This is a genomic window from Motilibacter deserti, assembly GCF_011250635.1.
Classification (GTDB): domain Bacteria; phylum Actinomycetota; class Actinomycetes; order Motilibacterales; family Motilibacteraceae; genus Motilibacter_A; species Motilibacter_A deserti.
On sequence record NZ_JAANNP010000001.1, the window covers coordinates 660,511 to 676,707 of the forward strand.

General features: G+C 72.9%; 15 protein-coding genes. 7 read left to right on the plus strand and 8 right to left on the minus strand.

Translation table 11 applies throughout. From position 1 onward, the window contains the following. Positions 1–173 precede the first annotated feature (173 nt). Complete coding sequence (locus tag G9H71_RS03035; protein WP_166277624.1) at positions 174–1,709, plus strand: SDR family oxidoreductase; 1,536 nt, start codon at positions 174–176, stop codon at positions 1,707–1,709. Between the two features lie 227 nt (positions 1,710–1,936). Here G9H71_RS03035 and G9H71_RS03040 read toward each other — a convergent pair whose 3' ends face one another. After that, positions 1,937–2,362 (minus strand): OsmC family protein, encoded by a 426-nt coding sequence (locus G9H71_RS03040; RefSeq protein ID WP_166277627.1) that lies wholly within the window; start codon positions 2,360–2,362, stop codon positions 1,937–1,939. Positions 2,363–2,458: 96 nt separating this feature from the next. On the opposite strand from G9H71_RS03040, the gene G9H71_RS03045 reads away from it, so the two are divergent. The 6 genes from G9H71_RS03045 (at position 2,459) to G9H71_RS03070 (ending at position 7,329) form a co-directional block, all read left to right on the plus strand. After that, on the plus strand, positions 2,459–2,893 hold the full coding sequence (locus G9H71_RS03045; RefSeq protein ID WP_166277630.1) for a globin: 435 nt from the start codon (positions 2,459–2,461) through the stop codon (positions 2,891–2,893). Beyond that, entirely contained in the window at positions 2,890–4,482 is a 1,593-nt protein-coding gene (locus G9H71_RS03050) for a glycoside hydrolase family 13 protein (protein WP_331272710.1), read from the plus strand. Before G9H71_RS03045 ends, G9H71_RS03050 begins: the two co-directional genes overlap by 4 nt. Positions 4,483–4,511: 29 nt before the next feature. Then, the gene (locus G9H71_RS03055) at positions 4,512–4,919 is read left to right on the plus strand and encodes an ASCH domain-containing protein (RefSeq protein WP_166277633.1); all 408 of its coding nucleotides are present in this window, start codon (positions 4,512–4,514) and stop codon (positions 4,917–4,919) included. A 115-nt stretch (positions 4,920–5,034) separates the two neighbouring features. After that, positions 5,035–5,985, plus strand: coding sequence for an endonuclease/exonuclease/phosphatase family protein (locus G9H71_RS03060; RefSeq protein ID WP_331272711.1), 951 nt, complete (start codon positions 5,035–5,037; stop codon positions 5,983–5,985). 61 nt (positions 5,986–6,046) lie between these two features. Further along, positions 6,047–6,919: a DUF72 domain-containing protein gene (locus G9H71_RS03065; RefSeq protein ID WP_166277636.1), complete on the plus strand. Its 873-nt coding sequence runs from the start codon at positions 6,047–6,049 to the stop codon at positions 6,917–6,919. Between the two features lie 44 nt (positions 6,920–6,963). Beyond that, a complete protein-coding gene (locus G9H71_RS03070) occupies positions 6,964–7,329 on the plus strand; it encodes a hypothetical protein (RefSeq protein ID WP_166277639.1) in 366 nt (121 codons plus the stop codon). A gap of 76 nt (positions 7,330–7,405) precedes the next feature. On the opposite strand, the gene G9H71_RS03075 is transcribed toward G9H71_RS03070, so the two are convergent. From G9H71_RS03075 to cobA, 7 genes are all read right to left on the minus strand, one after another. Beyond that, a complete protein-coding gene (locus G9H71_RS03075) occupies positions 7,406–7,822 on the minus strand; it encodes an acyl-CoA thioesterase (RefSeq protein ID WP_166277642.1) in 417 nt (138 codons plus the stop codon). An 83-nt stretch (positions 7,823–7,905) separates the two neighbouring features. Continuing rightward, entirely contained in the window at positions 7,906–9,582 is a 1,677-nt protein-coding gene (gene ettA / locus G9H71_RS03080; protein WP_166277645.1) for an energy-dependent translational throttle protein EttA, read from the minus strand. Positions 9,583–9,720: 138 nt separating this feature from the next. Beyond that, a complete protein-coding gene (locus G9H71_RS03085) occupies positions 9,721–10,179 on the minus strand; it encodes a single-stranded DNA-binding protein (RefSeq protein WP_166277648.1) in 459 nt (152 codons plus the stop codon). Between the two features lie 215 nt (positions 10,180–10,394). After that, positions 10,395–11,705 (minus strand): MFS transporter, encoded by a 1,311-nt coding sequence (locus tag G9H71_RS03090; protein WP_166277651.1) that lies wholly within the window; start codon positions 11,703–11,705, stop codon positions 10,395–10,397. A gap of 71 nt (positions 11,706–11,776) precedes the next feature. Next, on the minus strand, positions 11,777–13,420 hold the full coding sequence (locus G9H71_RS03095) for a type III PLP-dependent enzyme (RefSeq protein ID WP_166277655.1): 1,644 nt from the start codon (positions 13,418–13,420) through the stop codon (positions 11,777–11,779). A 99-nt stretch (positions 13,421–13,519) separates the two neighbouring features. Then, entirely contained in the window at positions 13,520–15,187 is a 1,668-nt protein-coding gene (locus G9H71_RS03100) for a zinc carboxypeptidase (RefSeq protein ID WP_166277659.1), read from the minus strand. Positions 15,188–15,373: 186 nt separating this feature from the next. Next, entirely contained in the window at positions 15,374–16,192 is an 819-nt protein-coding gene (gene cobA, locus G9H71_RS25440) for a uroporphyrinogen-III C-methyltransferase (RefSeq protein ID WP_407939669.1), read from the minus strand. Positions 16,193–16,197: the final 5 nt, after the last annotated feature.

Consider the following 16,197-nt stretch of genomic DNA (forward strand, 5'->3'; position numbering starts at 1 on the left):
CCCAGTGTCGTACAACGCCCTGTGGACGGCCTGCGCGAGGCTCCCGGTCGGGCGCCCTGCCCGGCCCCCGTCCGGTCTCTGCCAACCCGGGGCGAGCTCGGCCGCATCGAGACGTCCGTGCGGGTCGGGCGTCCGGAGATGCACGGCGCGGGCGCAGCGGCGACGATCGTGGGGTGAGCGAGAAGCTGTGCCTGGTCACCGGGGCGACCGGCTACATCGGCGGCCGCCTGGTGCCCGAGCTGCTGGCGGCGGGCCACCGGGTCCGCGTCCTGGCCCGGCGGCCGGAGAAGCTGCGCGACCACCCCTGGGGCGGGGACGTCGAGGTGGTCGTCGGCGACGTGTCCGTGGAGGACGACGTGCGCCGGGCCCTCGACGGGGTCGACGTCGCGTACTACCTGATCCACAGCCTCGCGGCCGGCCCGCGCTTCGAGGCGACCGACCGCGCCATCGCCCGCTGCTTCGCGAAGGCGGCGCGGGAGCTGCGCGTGGGCCGGATCGTCTACCTCGGCGGGCTGCTGCCCGAGCACGAGGAGCTGTCGCCGCACCTGCGCTCGCGCGCCGAGGTCGGCCTCATCCTGCTCGCGTCGGGCGTCCCCACCGCGGTCCTGCAGGCCGCGGTCATCCTCGGCTCGGGGTCGGCGTCGTTCGAGATGCTGCGCCACCTCACCGAGCGCCTCCCCGTGATGGTGACGCCCAAGTGGCTGGACAGCCGCATCCAGCCGATCGCCGTGCGTGACGTCCTGCGCTACCTCGTCGGCGCCGCGGGCCTGCCGGCCGACGTGAACCGGGCCTTCGACATCGGCGGGCCGGACGTGCTGACGTACGAGCAGATGATGAGGAGGTACGCCCGGGTCGCCGGCCTGCCGCGCCGGCGCATCCTCAAGACCCCCGTGCTCAGCCCGTCGCTGTCCAGCCACTGGGTCGGCGTGGTGACGCCGGTGCCGCGCAGCATCGCGCGGCCTCTCGTCGAGTCGCTGCGCAACACCGTGGTCTGCCGGGAGCACGACATCGCCGAGTACGTCCCCGACCCCCCGGGCGGGCTCGTCGGCTTCGACCGGGCGGTCGAGCTCGCCCTGACCCGGATCCGCGAGCTGCAGGTGCCCACCGCGTGGACCACGGCGTCGACGCCCGGTGCCCCGAGCGACCCGCTGCCGACCGACCCGGACTGGGCCGGCGGCGACCTCTACGTCGACGAGCGCGAGCGCTTCGTCGCGGCCTCCCCCCAGGCGCTGTGGCGGGTGATCGAGGGCATCGGCGGCGAGCGCGGGTGGTACTCCTTCCCGCTGGCCTGGCGGGCGCGCGGCGTGCTCGACCGGCTCAGCGGGGGCCCGGGCCTGCGGCGCGGCCGGCGCGACCCCGACGACCTGCACGTCGGCGAGGCGCTGGACTTCTGGCGGGTGGAGGAGGTCGAGGAGGGCGTCCTGCTCCGGCTGCGCGCCGAGATGCGGCTGCCCGGACTGGCCTGGCTCGAGCTCGAGGTCAAGCGCTCGCGCGAGGGGCGGACGGTGTTCCGGCAGAAGGCGACCTTCCACCCGCACGGCCTGGCCGGCCGGGCGTACTGGTGGAGCGTCTGGCCCTTCCACGGCGTCGTCTTCGGTGAGATGCAGCGCAACGTCGCCCGCGCCGCGGAGGAGCTCGAGCGCCGCCACCCCGACCCCGGCCACGCCTCCGCGCAGGACCTGCGCGCGGTCAGCAACCCGCTGCGCTGACCGACCTCGCCTCGCAGCCGGTCGCCGTGGCGGCCAGGGCCCGCGGTCTCGGTTGGCACGATGCCGCATTCTGGCCGCGGCCCGGTTGGCAGAATGCCGCATTGTCGCGGGGCCTCGTTGGCAGAATGCCGCATTCACCCGGAGCCCCCGTTGGCAGAATGCCGCATTCTCGCGAACCTATCGCGAGAATGCGGCATTCTGCCAAACGGGGCGGGCGCGGGTACGCGTCAGGCGAGCGCCGCGTCCAGCGTGATCGTCGTGCCGGCGAGGGCCTGGCTGACCGGGCAGTTCTGCTTGGCCTGCTCGGCCTGGGCCTTGAAGCCGTCCTCGTCCAGGCCGGGCACGGTGGCGCGCACGGTCAGACGGATCTCGGTGATGCCCTTGCCGGGCTGGAAGTCGACCTCGGCCTTGGTGTCGACCTTCTCCGGCGGGGTGCCGGCACCGGCGAGGGCGTGCGAGAGCGCCATCGAGAAGCAGGTCGAGTGGGCGGCCGCGATGAGCTCCTCGGGGCTCGTCTTGCCATTGGGCTCGGCGGAGCGGGCGGCCCAGGTCACGTCGTAGGTGCCGAGGCCGGAGGAGTCCAGGGACACGGTGCCCTGGCCCTCCATGAGCGAGCCCTCCCAGTGGGCGTTGGCGATGCGCGTGGTGGGCATGGCGTTGTCCTTCCGTCGAAGTCGGCCGAAGTGGGCGCGGGGTGGCCGGCCCGAGCCGGCGCGAGTCTGCGATCCCCCGGTGCGACGATAGAACGCGTGAGCAGCAGCGACGACAGCAGCGCCTCGTTCTACGAGTCGGTCGGAGGCAGCGAGACGTTCCGGCGGCTCGTCGCCCGGTTCTACGCCGGCGTCGCCGACGACCCCGTCCTGCGCCCGCTCTACCCCGAGGAGGACCTGACGGCGGCCGAGGGCCGGCTGCGGATGTTCCTCGAGCAGTACTGGGGCGGCCCGCGCACCTACAGCGAGACCCGCGGCCACCCCCGGCTGCGGATGCGGCACGGCGGCTGGCGCATCGGCGAGCGCGAGCGCGAGGCCTGGCTGACGCACATGCGGGCCGCGCTCGACGAGATCGCGCTGCCGGCCGACCAGGACAAGCAGCTCTGGGACTACCTCGTCATGGCGGCGTACAGCCTGGTCAACGAGGCGCCCGAAGGCGCGCCCCTGCCCGTCGTGCCAGGATCGCCGTCGTGACCCCGGTCGAAGGTCGTGCCCCGTGGTGGCGTGACGCCGTCATCTACCAGGTCTACGTCCGCAGCTTCGCCGACGCGGACGGCGACGGCATGGGCGACCTGGCCGGCATCCGGTCGCGCCTCCCCTACATCCGCGACCTGGGCGTCGACGCGATCTGGATCAACCCGTTCTACCCCTCGCCGATGGCGGACGCCGGCTACGACGTGGCCGACTACCGCGACGTCGAGCCGATGTTCGGCACCCTCGACGACGCGGACGCACTGCTGCGCGAGGCGCACGAGCTCGGGCTGCGCGTGATCGTCGACCTGGTGCCCAACCACACCTCGGACCAGCACGCGTGGTTCCAGGCCGCGCTCGCCGCCGCGCCGGGCAGCCCGGAGCGCGCCCGCTACGTCTTCCGCGACGGCAAAGGCCCCGACGGCGCGCAGCCGCCGAACGACTGGCGCTCGGTCTTCGGCGGGCCGGCGTGGCAGCAGGTGCCGGACGGCCAGTGGTACCTCCACCTGTTCGCGCCCGAGCAGCCCGACCTGGACTGGACGAACCCCGAGGTCGTCGCGGAGTTCCACTCGATCCTGCGGTTCTGGCTCGACCGGGGCGTCGACGGCTTCCGCATCGACGTCGCGCACGGGCTGGCCAAGGACCCCGGGATGCCCGACATCGCGGGCCGCTTCGCCACGAGCGGGCAGGCCGTCGAGGGCCACCCGCACTGGGACCAGGACGAGGTCCACGAGGTCTATCGCGGCTGGCGGCGCGTCATCGACGAATACCCCGGCGACCGCACGTTCGTCGCCGAGGCGTGGGTGCACAGCCCGGAGCGCCTCGCGCTCTACGTGCGCCCCGACGAGCTGCACACCGCGTTCAACTTCAGCTTCCTGCTCGCGCCGTGGGACGCCAAGGCGGCCCGGGCGGCGGTCGACGACAGCATCGACGCGCTCTCCGGCGTCGGCGCGCCGCCCACCTGGGTGCTGTCGAACCACGACGTGGTGCGGCACGTGACCCGCTACGGCGGGGGCGGGACCGGGGCCCGGCGCGCCCGGGCCGCGGCGCTGCTCATGCTCGCGCTGCCCGGCGGCGCATACGTCTACCAGGGCGAGGAGCTCGGCCTGCCCGAGGTCGAGGACCTGCCCGACGAGGCGCTGCAGGACCCGACGTTCCTGCGGACCGGCGGGCAGGAGCGCGGGCGCGACGGCTGCCGGGTGCCGATCCCGTGGTCTGGCGAGGAGCCGCCGTACGGCTTCGGCCCGTCCGGCACGCCCTGGCTCCCGCAGCCGCCGGCGTGGGCGCAGCTCAGCGTGGAGAAGCAGGAGGGCGACCCGGAGTCGATGCTGTCGCTCTACCGCCACGCGCTCCGGCTGCGCCGGGAGCTGCCGGCCCTCGGCGACGGCACGCTCGGCTGGGCGCCGTCGGCCGACGGGGTGCTCGCGTTCCGGCGCGAGCCCGGCTTCGTCTGCGTCGTGAACTTCGGCCCCGACCCGGCGCCGATCCCGGACGAGCTGCTCGCCGACGGCGAGGTGCTGCTGGCGAGCGCGCCGCTCGACGGTGACGGCACGATCCCCGGCGACACCGCGGTCTGGTACGCCGCCAGCTGACCGCTTCTTCTCCCCGGGAGGACCCTGCCGTGTTCCCACGCGTCGGTGACCTGCGCACCCTCGAGCTCGGCGACGCCGGTGGCATCCGGTCGCGGCTGAACGGCCTCGTGCTGGCCGGGCAGAAGACGGCCACGCTCGGGCTGCTCGACGAGTACGCCGAGGAGGGCGAGGAGGTCGAGCACGTCGGCGAGCAGATGGTCCTCGTCGACGACGAGGGGCTCCCCATCGGCACCGTGGAGATCACCGACGTGCGGCACTCGACCTTCGGCGAGGTCGGCTGGGACTTCGTGCAGGCCGAGAACGAGGGCGACGAGTCGGTGGAGGAGTGGCGCGCCGGGCACATCGCCTACTGGGCGAGGATCGGGCGCCAGGTCGACCTCGGGACGAAGGTTGTCCAGCTGCGGCTGCGGCTAGTCCCCACGACGGCCGAAGACTAGTTCGGCGATCTCCGACTCGTCACTTGCGCGTTCCTTCCCATGAGCCTCGTGCTCGCGGGAGGGACATGAGCGGTTCCTAGCGTCGGGACCACCTGTCCTCGACCTGGGAGCGTCAGTGACCCCCTCCACCATCCCGGCACGGCGCCTGGTGGCTCTCGCCGCCGCCGCGCTCGCTGTCGTGCTCACCGTCGGCCTCGCCGTCTTCCCGCGCTCCTCCGCGGACGCCGCGCAGCGGTCCACGCCCGCCCTCGGCACGATCGCCGCCGACGAGCTGCACGTCATGACGTTCAACCTGCGCTACGCGAGCACGAGCCGGCCGAACTCCTGGGCCGAGCGCCGCCCGGTGATGCGCGACCTGCTCCGCAAGGAGCGCCCGGACATCCTCGGCACCCAGGAGGGCCTCTACTCGCAACTGCAGGACATCGAGAAGGACCTGCCCGGCAACGACTACCGCATGATCGGCGTCGGCCGGGAGGGTGGCAGCCGCGGCGAGTTCATGGCCGTCTTCTACAACACCGACCGGCTGCAGCCGCTCGAGTTCGACCACTTCTGGCTGTCGGACACGCCGAACGTCATCGGCTCCAACACCTGGGGCGGCGGCTCGATCCGCATGGTCACGTGGGTGCGGTTCCTGGACAAGGTCACGAACCAGCAGTTCTTCGCGTTGAACACGCACCTCGACAACTCCAGCGAGAACGCCCGCCGCCGGGCCGCCAGCCTGATCGACCAGCGTGTCCGCGCACTCAACCCGGCCCTGCCGAAGATCGTGACCGGCGACTTCAACACCGCCGCGGGCGCGGGCAGCGTGCCCTACTCCACGCTCGTCACCAACGGGGTGCTGCAGGACACCTGGGTGAACGCCGCGGAGCGCAGCCCGGTCTACGGCACGTTCCACAACTACCGGCCGCTCACGCCCAACGGCGCCCGCATCGACTGGATCCTCGCCAGCGCCGGCGTGACGACGCGCGCGGTGGCCATCAACACGTTCTCGAAGGGTGGCCAGTTCCCGAGCGACCACCTGCCCGTCGAGGCGGTCGTGAAGCTGCCGGCCCCCGCCGCCTCCTGACCACGCGCGAGGCGAGCGGCGTCGGGTTCCGCCCGGGCCGTGCACGGGGCATGCTGGCCCCGTGGGCAAGATCCTGGTCGGCACCGCGTCCTGGACGGACAAGACGCTGCTCGCCTCGGGCTGGTACCCGCCCGACGCGAAGACGGCTGAAACGCGCTTGGCGTACTACGCCTCGCAGTTCCCGCTCGTCGAGGTGGACTCGACCTACTACACGCCGCCGAGCGAGCGGAACAGCGTCGCGTGGGCGGAGCGTACGCCGCCGGGCTTCACGTTCAACATCAAGGCTTTCTCGCTGCTCACCCAGCACCCCACGAAGGTGAGCGCGCTCTACAAGGAGCTGCGGCCCGAGACGACGAAGCGCAACGTCTACCTCAAGGACCTGGACCCCGCCGTGGTCGACGAGGTCTGGGAGCGCTTCCTCTCGGCACTGGCACCGCTCGCCGACGCCGGCAAGCTCGGCGCGATCCTGCTGCAGTTCCCGCAGTGGTTCCCCATCGGCACGCGCAACCGCGAATACCTCCTGCAGTGCAAGGAGCGTTGCGACCCCTACCGCGTCTGCATCGAGTTCCGCAACAGGACGTGGATGTCGGAGGAGAACCGCGAGCACACACTGGACTTCCTCCGCTCGTACGCCCTCCCCTACGTCAGCGTCGACATGCCCCAGGGCTTCCCCTCCTCCATCCCGCCGGTGGTCGCCGCCACCAGCGACCTCGCGGTCGTGCGGTTCCACGGCCACAGCGAGAAGTGGGAGAGCAAGGACATTTACGAGCGGTTCGGCTACGAGTACGCCGAGGACGAGCTGCGCGAGTGGGCGCCGCGCATCGAGGGCCTGGGCGAGCAGGCAAAGGAGGTCCACGTGCTGCTGAACAACTGCTACCGCAACTACGCCCAGGTCAACGCCCGGCAGCTGGTGGACCTGCTGCCCGCGGCCTGACTCCGCGCGCATGACCGGCACCGTGACCGGGCAGGGTCGAGGTCATGAGTGACGAGCGAGAAGACCTTCCCCAGCGCGACCGCGAGGGGCTGCACGGGGACGTGCACGACATGGGCGGCAACATCGGCCCCGCCTCGATCCGCCCGTCCAGCGAGCGGCAGGGCAGCGGCAGCGACGCGGACTCGACGGCGCCGCAGGAGGGCTACGCCGAGCCGTACGGCGTGACCGCCGGCCCGGACGACGAGTTCCAGGAGCGCACCGGCGCGGTGTTCGGCGGCGACAGCGCCCCGCCGCCGGTCGCGGACGCCCCCAGCGAGTACGTCTCGATCGACGACGCGGACAACCTCGGCCGCGGGGGCGACGGCGACACCGAGGCACGGCTGCAGCAGAAGGAGTCCGGGGAGTTCTAGCTCTCGGACGTCGGACGGCCTGCATCCGGTGTCGCTGACACAGCACTGGACACAGGTCGTCCCACGCTGCAGCGGGTCAGCGCGGCGCGTCCTCCGCGAACCGCTCGAGGAACGCGCGCTCCTCCGTGGTGAGCCGCCGGGCGCGCCCCGCGCCGAGGTCGAAGGCCACCATCGTGGACCGCGCCCGGGCGTAGACCCGCTCGTCGTCCTGAACGACGTAGGCCAGCTCGAACGACGCGCCCCCGACCCGCTCGACCCACACGTCGATGTCGATGCCACGCGGGTGCCACACCAGTGGTGCGACGTAGTCGATCTCGTGCCGGGCGACGACGACCCCGTCGCGCAGCGCCGCGACGCCGGACTCCTCGCCGAGGACGAAGAGCATGTCGACGCGCGCCTCCTCCAGATACCCGAGATAGGCGACGTTGTTGACGTGCTGAAAGGCGTCCATGTCGCCCCAGCGCATGGGGACGCGTACGCGGTGGCGCGGCATGCGCGGAACCGTACCGGCGCCGGGGACGCGACGAGGCGGTGGCCCCGGAAGGGCCACCGCCTCGTACGGACCGATCGGACGGGTCAGTCGCGGGTCAGCTTGCGGTAGGTCACGCGGTGCGGGCGGGCGGCGTCGGAGCCGAGCCGCTCGACCTTGTTCTTCTCGTAGGACTCGAAGTTGCCCTCGAACCAGAACCAGTTCGACGGGTTCTCCTCGGTGCCCTCGAAGGCGAGGATGTGCGTCGCGACGCGGTCGAGGAACCACCGGTCGTGGGACACGACCACGGCGCAGCCGGGGAACTCGAGCAGCGCGTTCTCCAGCGACCCCAGGGTCTCGACGTCGAGGTCGTTGGTCGGCTCGTCGAGCAGGAGCAGGTTGCCGCCCTGCTTCAGCGTGAGCGCGAGGTTGAGCCGGTTGCGCTCACCGCCCGAGAGCACGCCGGCCGGCTTCTGCTGGTCCGGGCCCTTGAAGCCGAAGGCGCTGACGTAGGCGCGGGACGGCATCTCGACGTGGCCGACGTTGATGTAGTCCAGGCCGTCGGAGACGACCTCCCACAGCGTCTTCTTCGGGTCGATGCCGCTGCGGGTCTGCTCCACGTAGCTGACCTTCACGGTCTCGCCGACCTTGATCGAGCCGTTGTCGGGCTTCTCGTCGCCGATGAGCATCTTGAACAGCGTCGTCTTGCCGACGCCGTTCGGGCCGACAACGCCGACGATGCCGTTCGGCGGGAGCGAGAACGACAGGTCCTTGATGAGGACACGGTCGTCGAAGCTCTTCGTCAGCTTGTCGACCTCGATGACGATCGACCCCAGGCGCGGACCCGGCGGGATCTGGATCTCCTCGAAGTCGAGCTTGCGCATGCGGTCGGCCTCGGCCGCCATCTCCTCGTAGCGGGCGAGGCGGGCCTTCTGCTTGGCCTGGCGGCCCTTCGCGTTGGACCGGACCCAGTCCAGCTCCTCCTTGAGCCGCTTGGCGCGCTTGGCGTCCTTCTGGCCCTCGATCTTCAGGCGGGTCGCCTTGGTTTCGAGGTAGGTGGAGTAGTTGCCCTCGTAGGGGTAGGCGCGGCCGCGGTCGAGCTCGAGGATCCACTGCGCGACGTTGTCGAGGAAGTAGCGGTCGTGGGTGACCGCGACGACGGTGCCGGCGTACTGCGCGAGGTGCTGCTCGAGCCAGAGCACGCTCTCGGCGTCGAGGTGGTTGGTCGGCTCGTCGAGCAGCAGCAGGTCCGGCGCCGACAGCAGCAGCTTGCAGAGCGCGACGCGGCGACGCTCGCCACCGGACAGGACGGTGACGTCCGCGTCGGGCGGCGGGCAGCGCAGCGCGTCCATCGCCTGCTCGAGCTGGGCGTCGAGGTCCCAGGCGTTGCGGTGGTCGAGCTGCTCCTGCAGCTTGCCCATCTCCTCGAGCAGCTCGTCGCTGTAGTCGGTCGCCATGAGCTCGGCGATCTCGTTGAAGCGGTCGAGCATGCCCTTGGTCTCGGCGACGCCCTCCTGGACGTTGCCCAGGACGTCCTTCTCCTCGTTGAGCGGGGGCTCCTGGAGAAGGATGCCGACGGAGTAGCCGGGCGAGAGGAACGCGTCGCCGTTCGAGGGCTGGTCCAGCCCGGCCATGATCTTGAGGACGCTCGACTTGCCGGCGCCGTTCGGCCCGACGACGCCGATCTTGGCGCCGGGCAGGAACGAGAGCGTCACGTCGTCGAGGATGACCTTGTCGCCGTGCGCCTTGCGCGCCTTGCGCATCGTGTAGATGAACTCCGCCATACCCCCAAGCCTACGGGGAAGCGGCAGTGCGGCCCGCCACTCGAGCGCCCATGCCCGTCCTTGGACCGCCCGGCCCCACCTCGGCACCGCTGCAGACGGTCCGAGGTGGGGCTGAGCGGTCCGAGGCGGCGCCGCGCCTCAGCCGCCGGTCGCGCCGGCGAGCTCGCGCTGGACGGCCTCGCCCTCCTGCTGCTCGTCGCCGCCTGCGGCCGACGGGGACGCGTCCGGCTCGCGCACCGCCCGCGAGACGCGGGTGAAGCTGCTCGTCCCGCGGACGAGGTCGTGCCCGACCGACGTGGCGTCGACCTCCACCGCCGTCCCGCTGCGCTCCCCGCTGGTCCACTGCCGCACCCGCAACGTGCCGATGACGACCACCGGGTCGCCCTTCGCCAGCGACGCGGCCGCGTTCTGCGCCAGCGCCCGGAAGCACCGGACCGTGTAGTAGCTCGTCTCCCCGTCGACCCACGTGCCGTCCGGGCCCTGGCGCCGCTCGTTCGCCGCCAGCCGGAAGTCGGTCGCGGGTGTGCCCTTGTCCGTCGTGCCGGCGCGGGGGTCGGTGGCGACGTTGCCGCGCAAGGCCACCGTCGTGTCGTTCATCGCTGTCTCCTCCTCGTCGCGGTCACCGCCGCTGTCGCCGCGACGGCCCGGTGTCGACCCTGGCGGCCGGCGGCAGTCGGCGGGGCGGGCGCGGACGCATCTGGGGACGGCGGAGGGGCTGTGGATATCGGAGATCGCGGCGCGGGGCCGGCGTCAGGGCGGAACAGGCGTCAGGGCGGAACCGTCGTCGGGGCGGAACAGGCGTCGGGGCGGGCCTACGGCACCGGCTCGGCTGCCGGCAGCGCGGCGTGGCCCGCCCGCCGGACGGCGACGGCGTACCAGGCCGCGGCCGTCACGAGGAGGACCGGGAACACCGTCGCGACCAGCAGCCCCACGCGCAGGCCGGACGAGTCACCTGCCGGCAGCGCGTCGGCGACCGTGCCGAGCAGGCCGCTACCGCCGGCCGAGGCGTCGGCGACGGCCCCGGCGAGCCACGGCCCGGCCGCCCCGCCCGCGTCGCCGAAGACGGCGAGCACGCCGAACATCGCCGCGCCCCCGAGCGGGAAGCGGGCCGCCGCGAGGCTGAACGTCCCCGGCCAGAGCAGGCTCACGGCCAGCCCGCACACCGCGCACCCTGCGAGGCTGAGCGCGGGCACGGGAGAGAGCACGGCGACGAGGTAGCACGCCGTCGCGAGCAGGCCGCAGCCCACGAGCGCCGGGGCGAGCGGCACGCGCTCGCCCCACAGGCCGTACGCGATCCGTCCGATGCCCATGAGCACCGCGAACAGGCACGGCCCGGCGAGGTCGCCCCAGACCTTGGACACCCCGAGCCCGTCCTCGGCGAAGAGCGAGGACCACTGCGCCATCGTCAGCTCGGCCGCGCCCGCGCACAGCATGAGCAGCATCGCGGTCACGAACGCGGGGGCGCCGAAGAGGGCGCGCAGCGAGGTGCGGTGCTCGTCCGGGACCGTCGCGGGCATCGGCACCCGGACGAACGCGACGAGGTTGGCGAGCGGCACGAGCGCCCAGACGAGCGGCAGGACGTGCCACGCGGCGTCGCCCACCAACGCCAGCAGCAGCGTCGAGCCGGCCACGACCGAGACCTGCCCCCAGCAGTAGAACGAGTGCAGCAGGCTCATCTGCGCCGCCTTGCCCTCGGCCGGGCTGGGCAGGGCGTCGACCACGGGGCTGACGAGCACCTCGAGCAGGCCGCCACCGACGGCGTACACGACGACCGCGGCGGTGAGCCCGGCGTACGCCGATGGGCTGACCGCCGGTGCGACCGCCAGCAGCACCAGCCCTACGACGCTGAGCACGTGGGCGAGGACGAGCGGCCGGCGGTAGCCGACGCGGTCGACGAAGCGCACCGCGACGACGTCGGTCAGCAGCTGCACGCCGAAGTTGAGCAGCACGAGACGACCGAGCATCTCCAGCGGGACGTCGTAGCGCGTCTGGAAGACGATGAAGAGCAGCGGCGCGAGGTTGTTGACGATGGCCTGGGTGACGTAGCCGGTGTAGCAGGCCCGTCGGGTCGCCGCGAAGGCCGCGACGGGGACGGGCGGCTGCGCCGAGGTGAGCGACGTCACGCGCGGACCCTACCGGTGAAGTCGCGCGGGCCGCCCCGGCTCGTGGTCGGGCGGGTGTGCCCGGACGCAGGTCAGGCCGGCCGGGGCGCCTGGACCGAGCCGGCGTCCGAGCGTGCCGCCGGGATGCCGGGAGCGCGCCGCGCGACGTGCCGCACCGTCGGGATGTCGAAGCCGTTGAACCGGGAGGCGCAGCAGGCGGTGTACGCCCCTGCCGACCCGAGGAAGACCCGGTCCCCCTCGCGCAATCCCGCGCTCAGCGGGGCCTCCCGCAGCACGGTGTCCTGGCTGTCGCACGTGGGCCCGGTGACGCAGTAGCGCTGCTGCGGGCCGCCCCGGCTGTCCGCGGTCGGGTACCTCAGGCGCATGCCCGTCTCCAGCGCCTCGATGAAGCCGTTGAGCGCGCCGACGTCCAGGTGCACCCACGTCGCCCCCGGCCGACGAGCGACGCCGACCACGGTCGCGACCATCGTCCCGGCGGTGGCGACGAGCGCGCGTCCCGGCTCGGCGACGACCAGCACCGGGTAGGGCAGGTGCCGCCGGCACGCCGCGCGGATCACGCGGCCGAACGCGGCGGGCGGCGGGACCGGGGTGTCGTACGCCGCGGGGAAGCCGCCTCCGACGTCGAGCATCTCCAGGCGTACGCCCCGGCCGGCCAGCTCGCGCATCACCTCGCCCGCGCGCGCAATGGCCTGCTCCCACGCCCGCGGCTGCAGGGTCTGGGACCCGACGTGGAAGGCGAGCCCGTACGCACGAAGGCCGATGCTTGAAGCTGAGCTCAGGAGTTCGACTGCATCCGCCGGGTCGACCCCGAACTTGCCCTCGCTGGCCACGGCCCCGGAGCTGCCCACCGCACGCATCCGGACGTAGACGGAGGCGCCCGGGGCGAGCCGGGCCACCTTCTCCAGCTCGGCCCGGCTGTCGACCGCGAACCGCCACACGCCCGCCTCGGCGCAGCGGGACACGTGCGCGGCGGGCTTGACCGGGTTGCTGTAGAGCACGTCCGCGGGGTCGACGCCGAGCCCGACGAGCAGGCGGAGCTCCTCCCACGAGGCGATCTCGAACCGGCAGCCGAGCCCGTGCAGGACGTCGAGCACCTGCTGGTCCGGGTTGCACTTGACCGCGTAGTGCAGGGCGACCCCCTCCAGGCCGTCCCGCAGCTGCGCGCACGCCGTGGCCACCTCGTCGAGGTCCATCAGCAGGAACGGAGTAGGTGTGTCGTCGTGCCCGGGCTCCCACCGGGCCGTGGTCGCCGCGGAAGCGGGTGGCCGGCTCCCCCGCCCGCGCACGACGACGTGGGCGCCACCGGCCAGGACGTAGAACGCGACGTCCGCCGCGACCTTCCCGAGCAGCAGCCCGGGCAGGGCCCACGGAAGCAGGTGCGCACCGGCCCACATCAGAGCCGGCCGCGTGAGCAGGTCGACGCCCTCGGCGGGGCCGAACTCCAGCACGACCGCGGGCACGCCGCGCACCACCGCGCGGCAGCGTCCGACGAGCCCCACCCCCGGCCGGCGTGTCCCTTCGGCCACGGCGGCGGCCGCGTAGAAGCCGGCGATCTCGGCCCAGGACGCGGCGACGCTGGCGGCGAGCACCGATCCCGTACGCCCCAGGACGACCGCGCCGACCAGCAGGGCGCACGCGGTCCCGGCCAGCTCGAGCGGGAGGTAGCGGTGAACCCAGTAGCGCCAGCCACCGTGCGAGCGCCTCCGCGCGCTCACGAGCGCCGCTCCCCTGTCGCCGCCTCCGGGTCTGGCATGCGAGCAAGACACGGCACGGCCCTCCGGGGATACCTCCGGAGGGCCGCGACCGTGCAGACGTCAGGAGCCGCGCAGCTCCTCGTCCTCGAGCGCCTGCTGCACCTGCACCAGCTCCTCGGCGGCGGCGACGATCGCGTCGCGCGCCGCGGCGTCGTGCCGGATCTGGTTCTTGGCGCGGGCGATCAGCTGGCCGGTGTAGCCGATGGCCGGCTCCTCACGGCCGACGCTCGCCATGGACGAAGCCTTCTGCAGGCGTTCGAGCAGGCTCGCCTCGGTCGAAGCGCCGAAGCTGCCCGCCGCCGCGGACGACCGGATCAGCTCGCCGAGCTTCGCGTAGGACGGGAACTCCGAGCGGCACTCGGCGAGGTCCACGTCGGCCTGCTGCCCGAGGTCGACGAGCACGGACGCCGTCTGCAGCACCTCGCCGTCCGGCGTCGAGCAGGTGAGGGTCCAGCTCTCCTGCAGGAACTGGCCGGGGCCGGTCGCGACGACGCCGGTCTCGGTGTAGGCGGGGCGCGGCCGGACCGAGGGGTTGACGTTCCACGAGAACGACCCGTCCACCGCGAACAGCGAGGACTCCAGGTGCGTGGGCACCGGAAGCGGAGTTCCGGCGTTGGCCTCGGGCGCGGTCCACAGGTTGAAGTCCTTGGTGATCGTGAGCTTCGCCCCACGGGGCGCGTCGCCCTCGATGACCGAGTGCAGGCTCGTTCGCGCGGTCTGCTCGAGCAGCTTCAGGAACGCCGCCCGGTTGGACTTGCCCGCGTACTGGCCGATGCCAAGGTAGTCGTCGACGACGCGCTGGAACACGGGCGCCGACCCGCCGGTGACGATCTCGAAGGTGTAGGCGAAGCCCCGGGTCGCGAAGTACGACCAGTCGATCGTCTCGCCCGTGGTCTGGTAGTCGTAGGCGGAGACGCCGGGGACGTAGCCGTTGAGGTCGGTCATCTCCTTGCTCAGCGCGGCGTACAGCTCCTCGTCCGGGGCGTAGCCGGCGCGCGTCTCGAGCGGCGGGCGCAGCAGGATGTGCCCGGAGGTGTGGTTCGTGGCGAACGACGTGACCTGGCGGTTGCTGATGAGCCACATGACGTTCTTGTTCTCGGGCTCGGAGCCCGCGGACGGCCCGGCGGCCGCGGGCTGGCCGCCCCAGCCGAACGGGTAGTTGCGGTTGAGGTCGTAGCCGTTGCGCGCGGTGCACTCGGCCGGCAGTGCCGGACAGCTCTGCCGCTTGTTCAACGCGTAGCCGTCGACGTTGACGATCGGCACGAAGATGACCCGGACCTCGTCCAGCAGCCCGGTGATCGTCGGGTCGACCCCGTCGTTCTGCACCAGGTCGAGCGCGAACTCGAAGGTGTGCTCGGCCGCAGGCTTTTCGTTGCCGTGGATCGCACCCATCATGAACAGCACGGGCTTGCCGTCGGAGGTGCTGTGCACCTGGTGCGTGACCTCGATGCCGTGGACGGGGCGGCCCTGGTTGGAGAGGTACGGCAGCGTGAACTGCTTGACCGTCCGGGGCGCGGACGCCGCCAGCGCCGCCATGCCCGTGTTGAACTCGTCGAGCGTGCGATAGGCCGTCCGCCCGCTCGGCAGCGAGGTGGGCGCCGCTGCCTCGGCCGTGCGGTCACCCGCGAGGGGTGTCAGCAGCGCGAGGACGAGCGCGGCGGCCAAAGCCAGCGGCAGGTGGCGCAGCCTGCGTGGCGCTGCCGGTGCGTACGGGTTGCTCGAGGACAATGCGGTCTCCCTGCGGGTCGGCACAAAGGAAAGCCCGGCCCCCGGGGGAAAGCGCGAATTCCGCGGACCAGGAACCGGACGAAGCAGGCGTATCCTGTTATCGCGCGGAACCGCTGTCAACGCCGCGGAGCCGCGCTTCGCCTCACTGCCGAAGAGTTTTCACGCCCGACACAAGAACCCGCTCGGTCAGGCGAGGCCGGGGAGCCCGGCCACGCCGCCCACGACGACGACCGCAGGGGGCCGGACGCCCGCCCGCGCGCAGTCCTCGGCGGCGGCGGACAGCGTCGTGCGCACCGTGCGCTGCCCAACGAGCGTGCCCTCCTGCACCACCGCCACGGGGGTGTCCTCGGCCCGGCCGCCCGCGATGAGAGCCGCGCTGATCGCCCGGAGCCGGTCGACGGCCATCAGCAGGACGAGGGTGCCGTTCAGCCGGGCCAGGGCCTCCCAGTCCACCGTGGACCGCGGGTCGCCCGGCGGCACGTGGCCCGAGACCACGACGAACTCCTGCGCGAGCTCGCGATGGGTCACCGGGACGTCGGCGGCCGCGGGCGCGGCGAGCGCGCTCGTCACGCCGGGGACGACCTCGACCGGCACCCCCGCCGCCCGGCAGGCGGCCAGCTCCTCCCACCCGCGGGCGAAGACGTACGGGTCGCCGCCCTTGAGCCGCACGACCCGCTTGCCCTGCAACGCCAGCTCGACCAGCCGCGCGTTCGTCTCCTCCTGCGGGACCGAACGGCCGCCCGGCGTCTTCGAGGCGTCGACGACCTCCACCCCGGGCGCGAGCTCGTCGAGCAGCGCCGTGGGCCCGAGCCGGTCGGCGACGACGACGTCGGCTGCCGCCAGCAGCTGCAGGCCGCGTACGGTCAGCAGCCCCGGGTCGCCCGGGCCTCCCCCCACGAGTGCGACGGAGCCGACCGGCCGAGCCACCCCCGTCGCGGGCACGTCGTCCGCGAGCAGGGTGTGCAGGGCCGCCACGAAGGCGTCCGAGGTGGCGGGGTCCCGCACCGCGA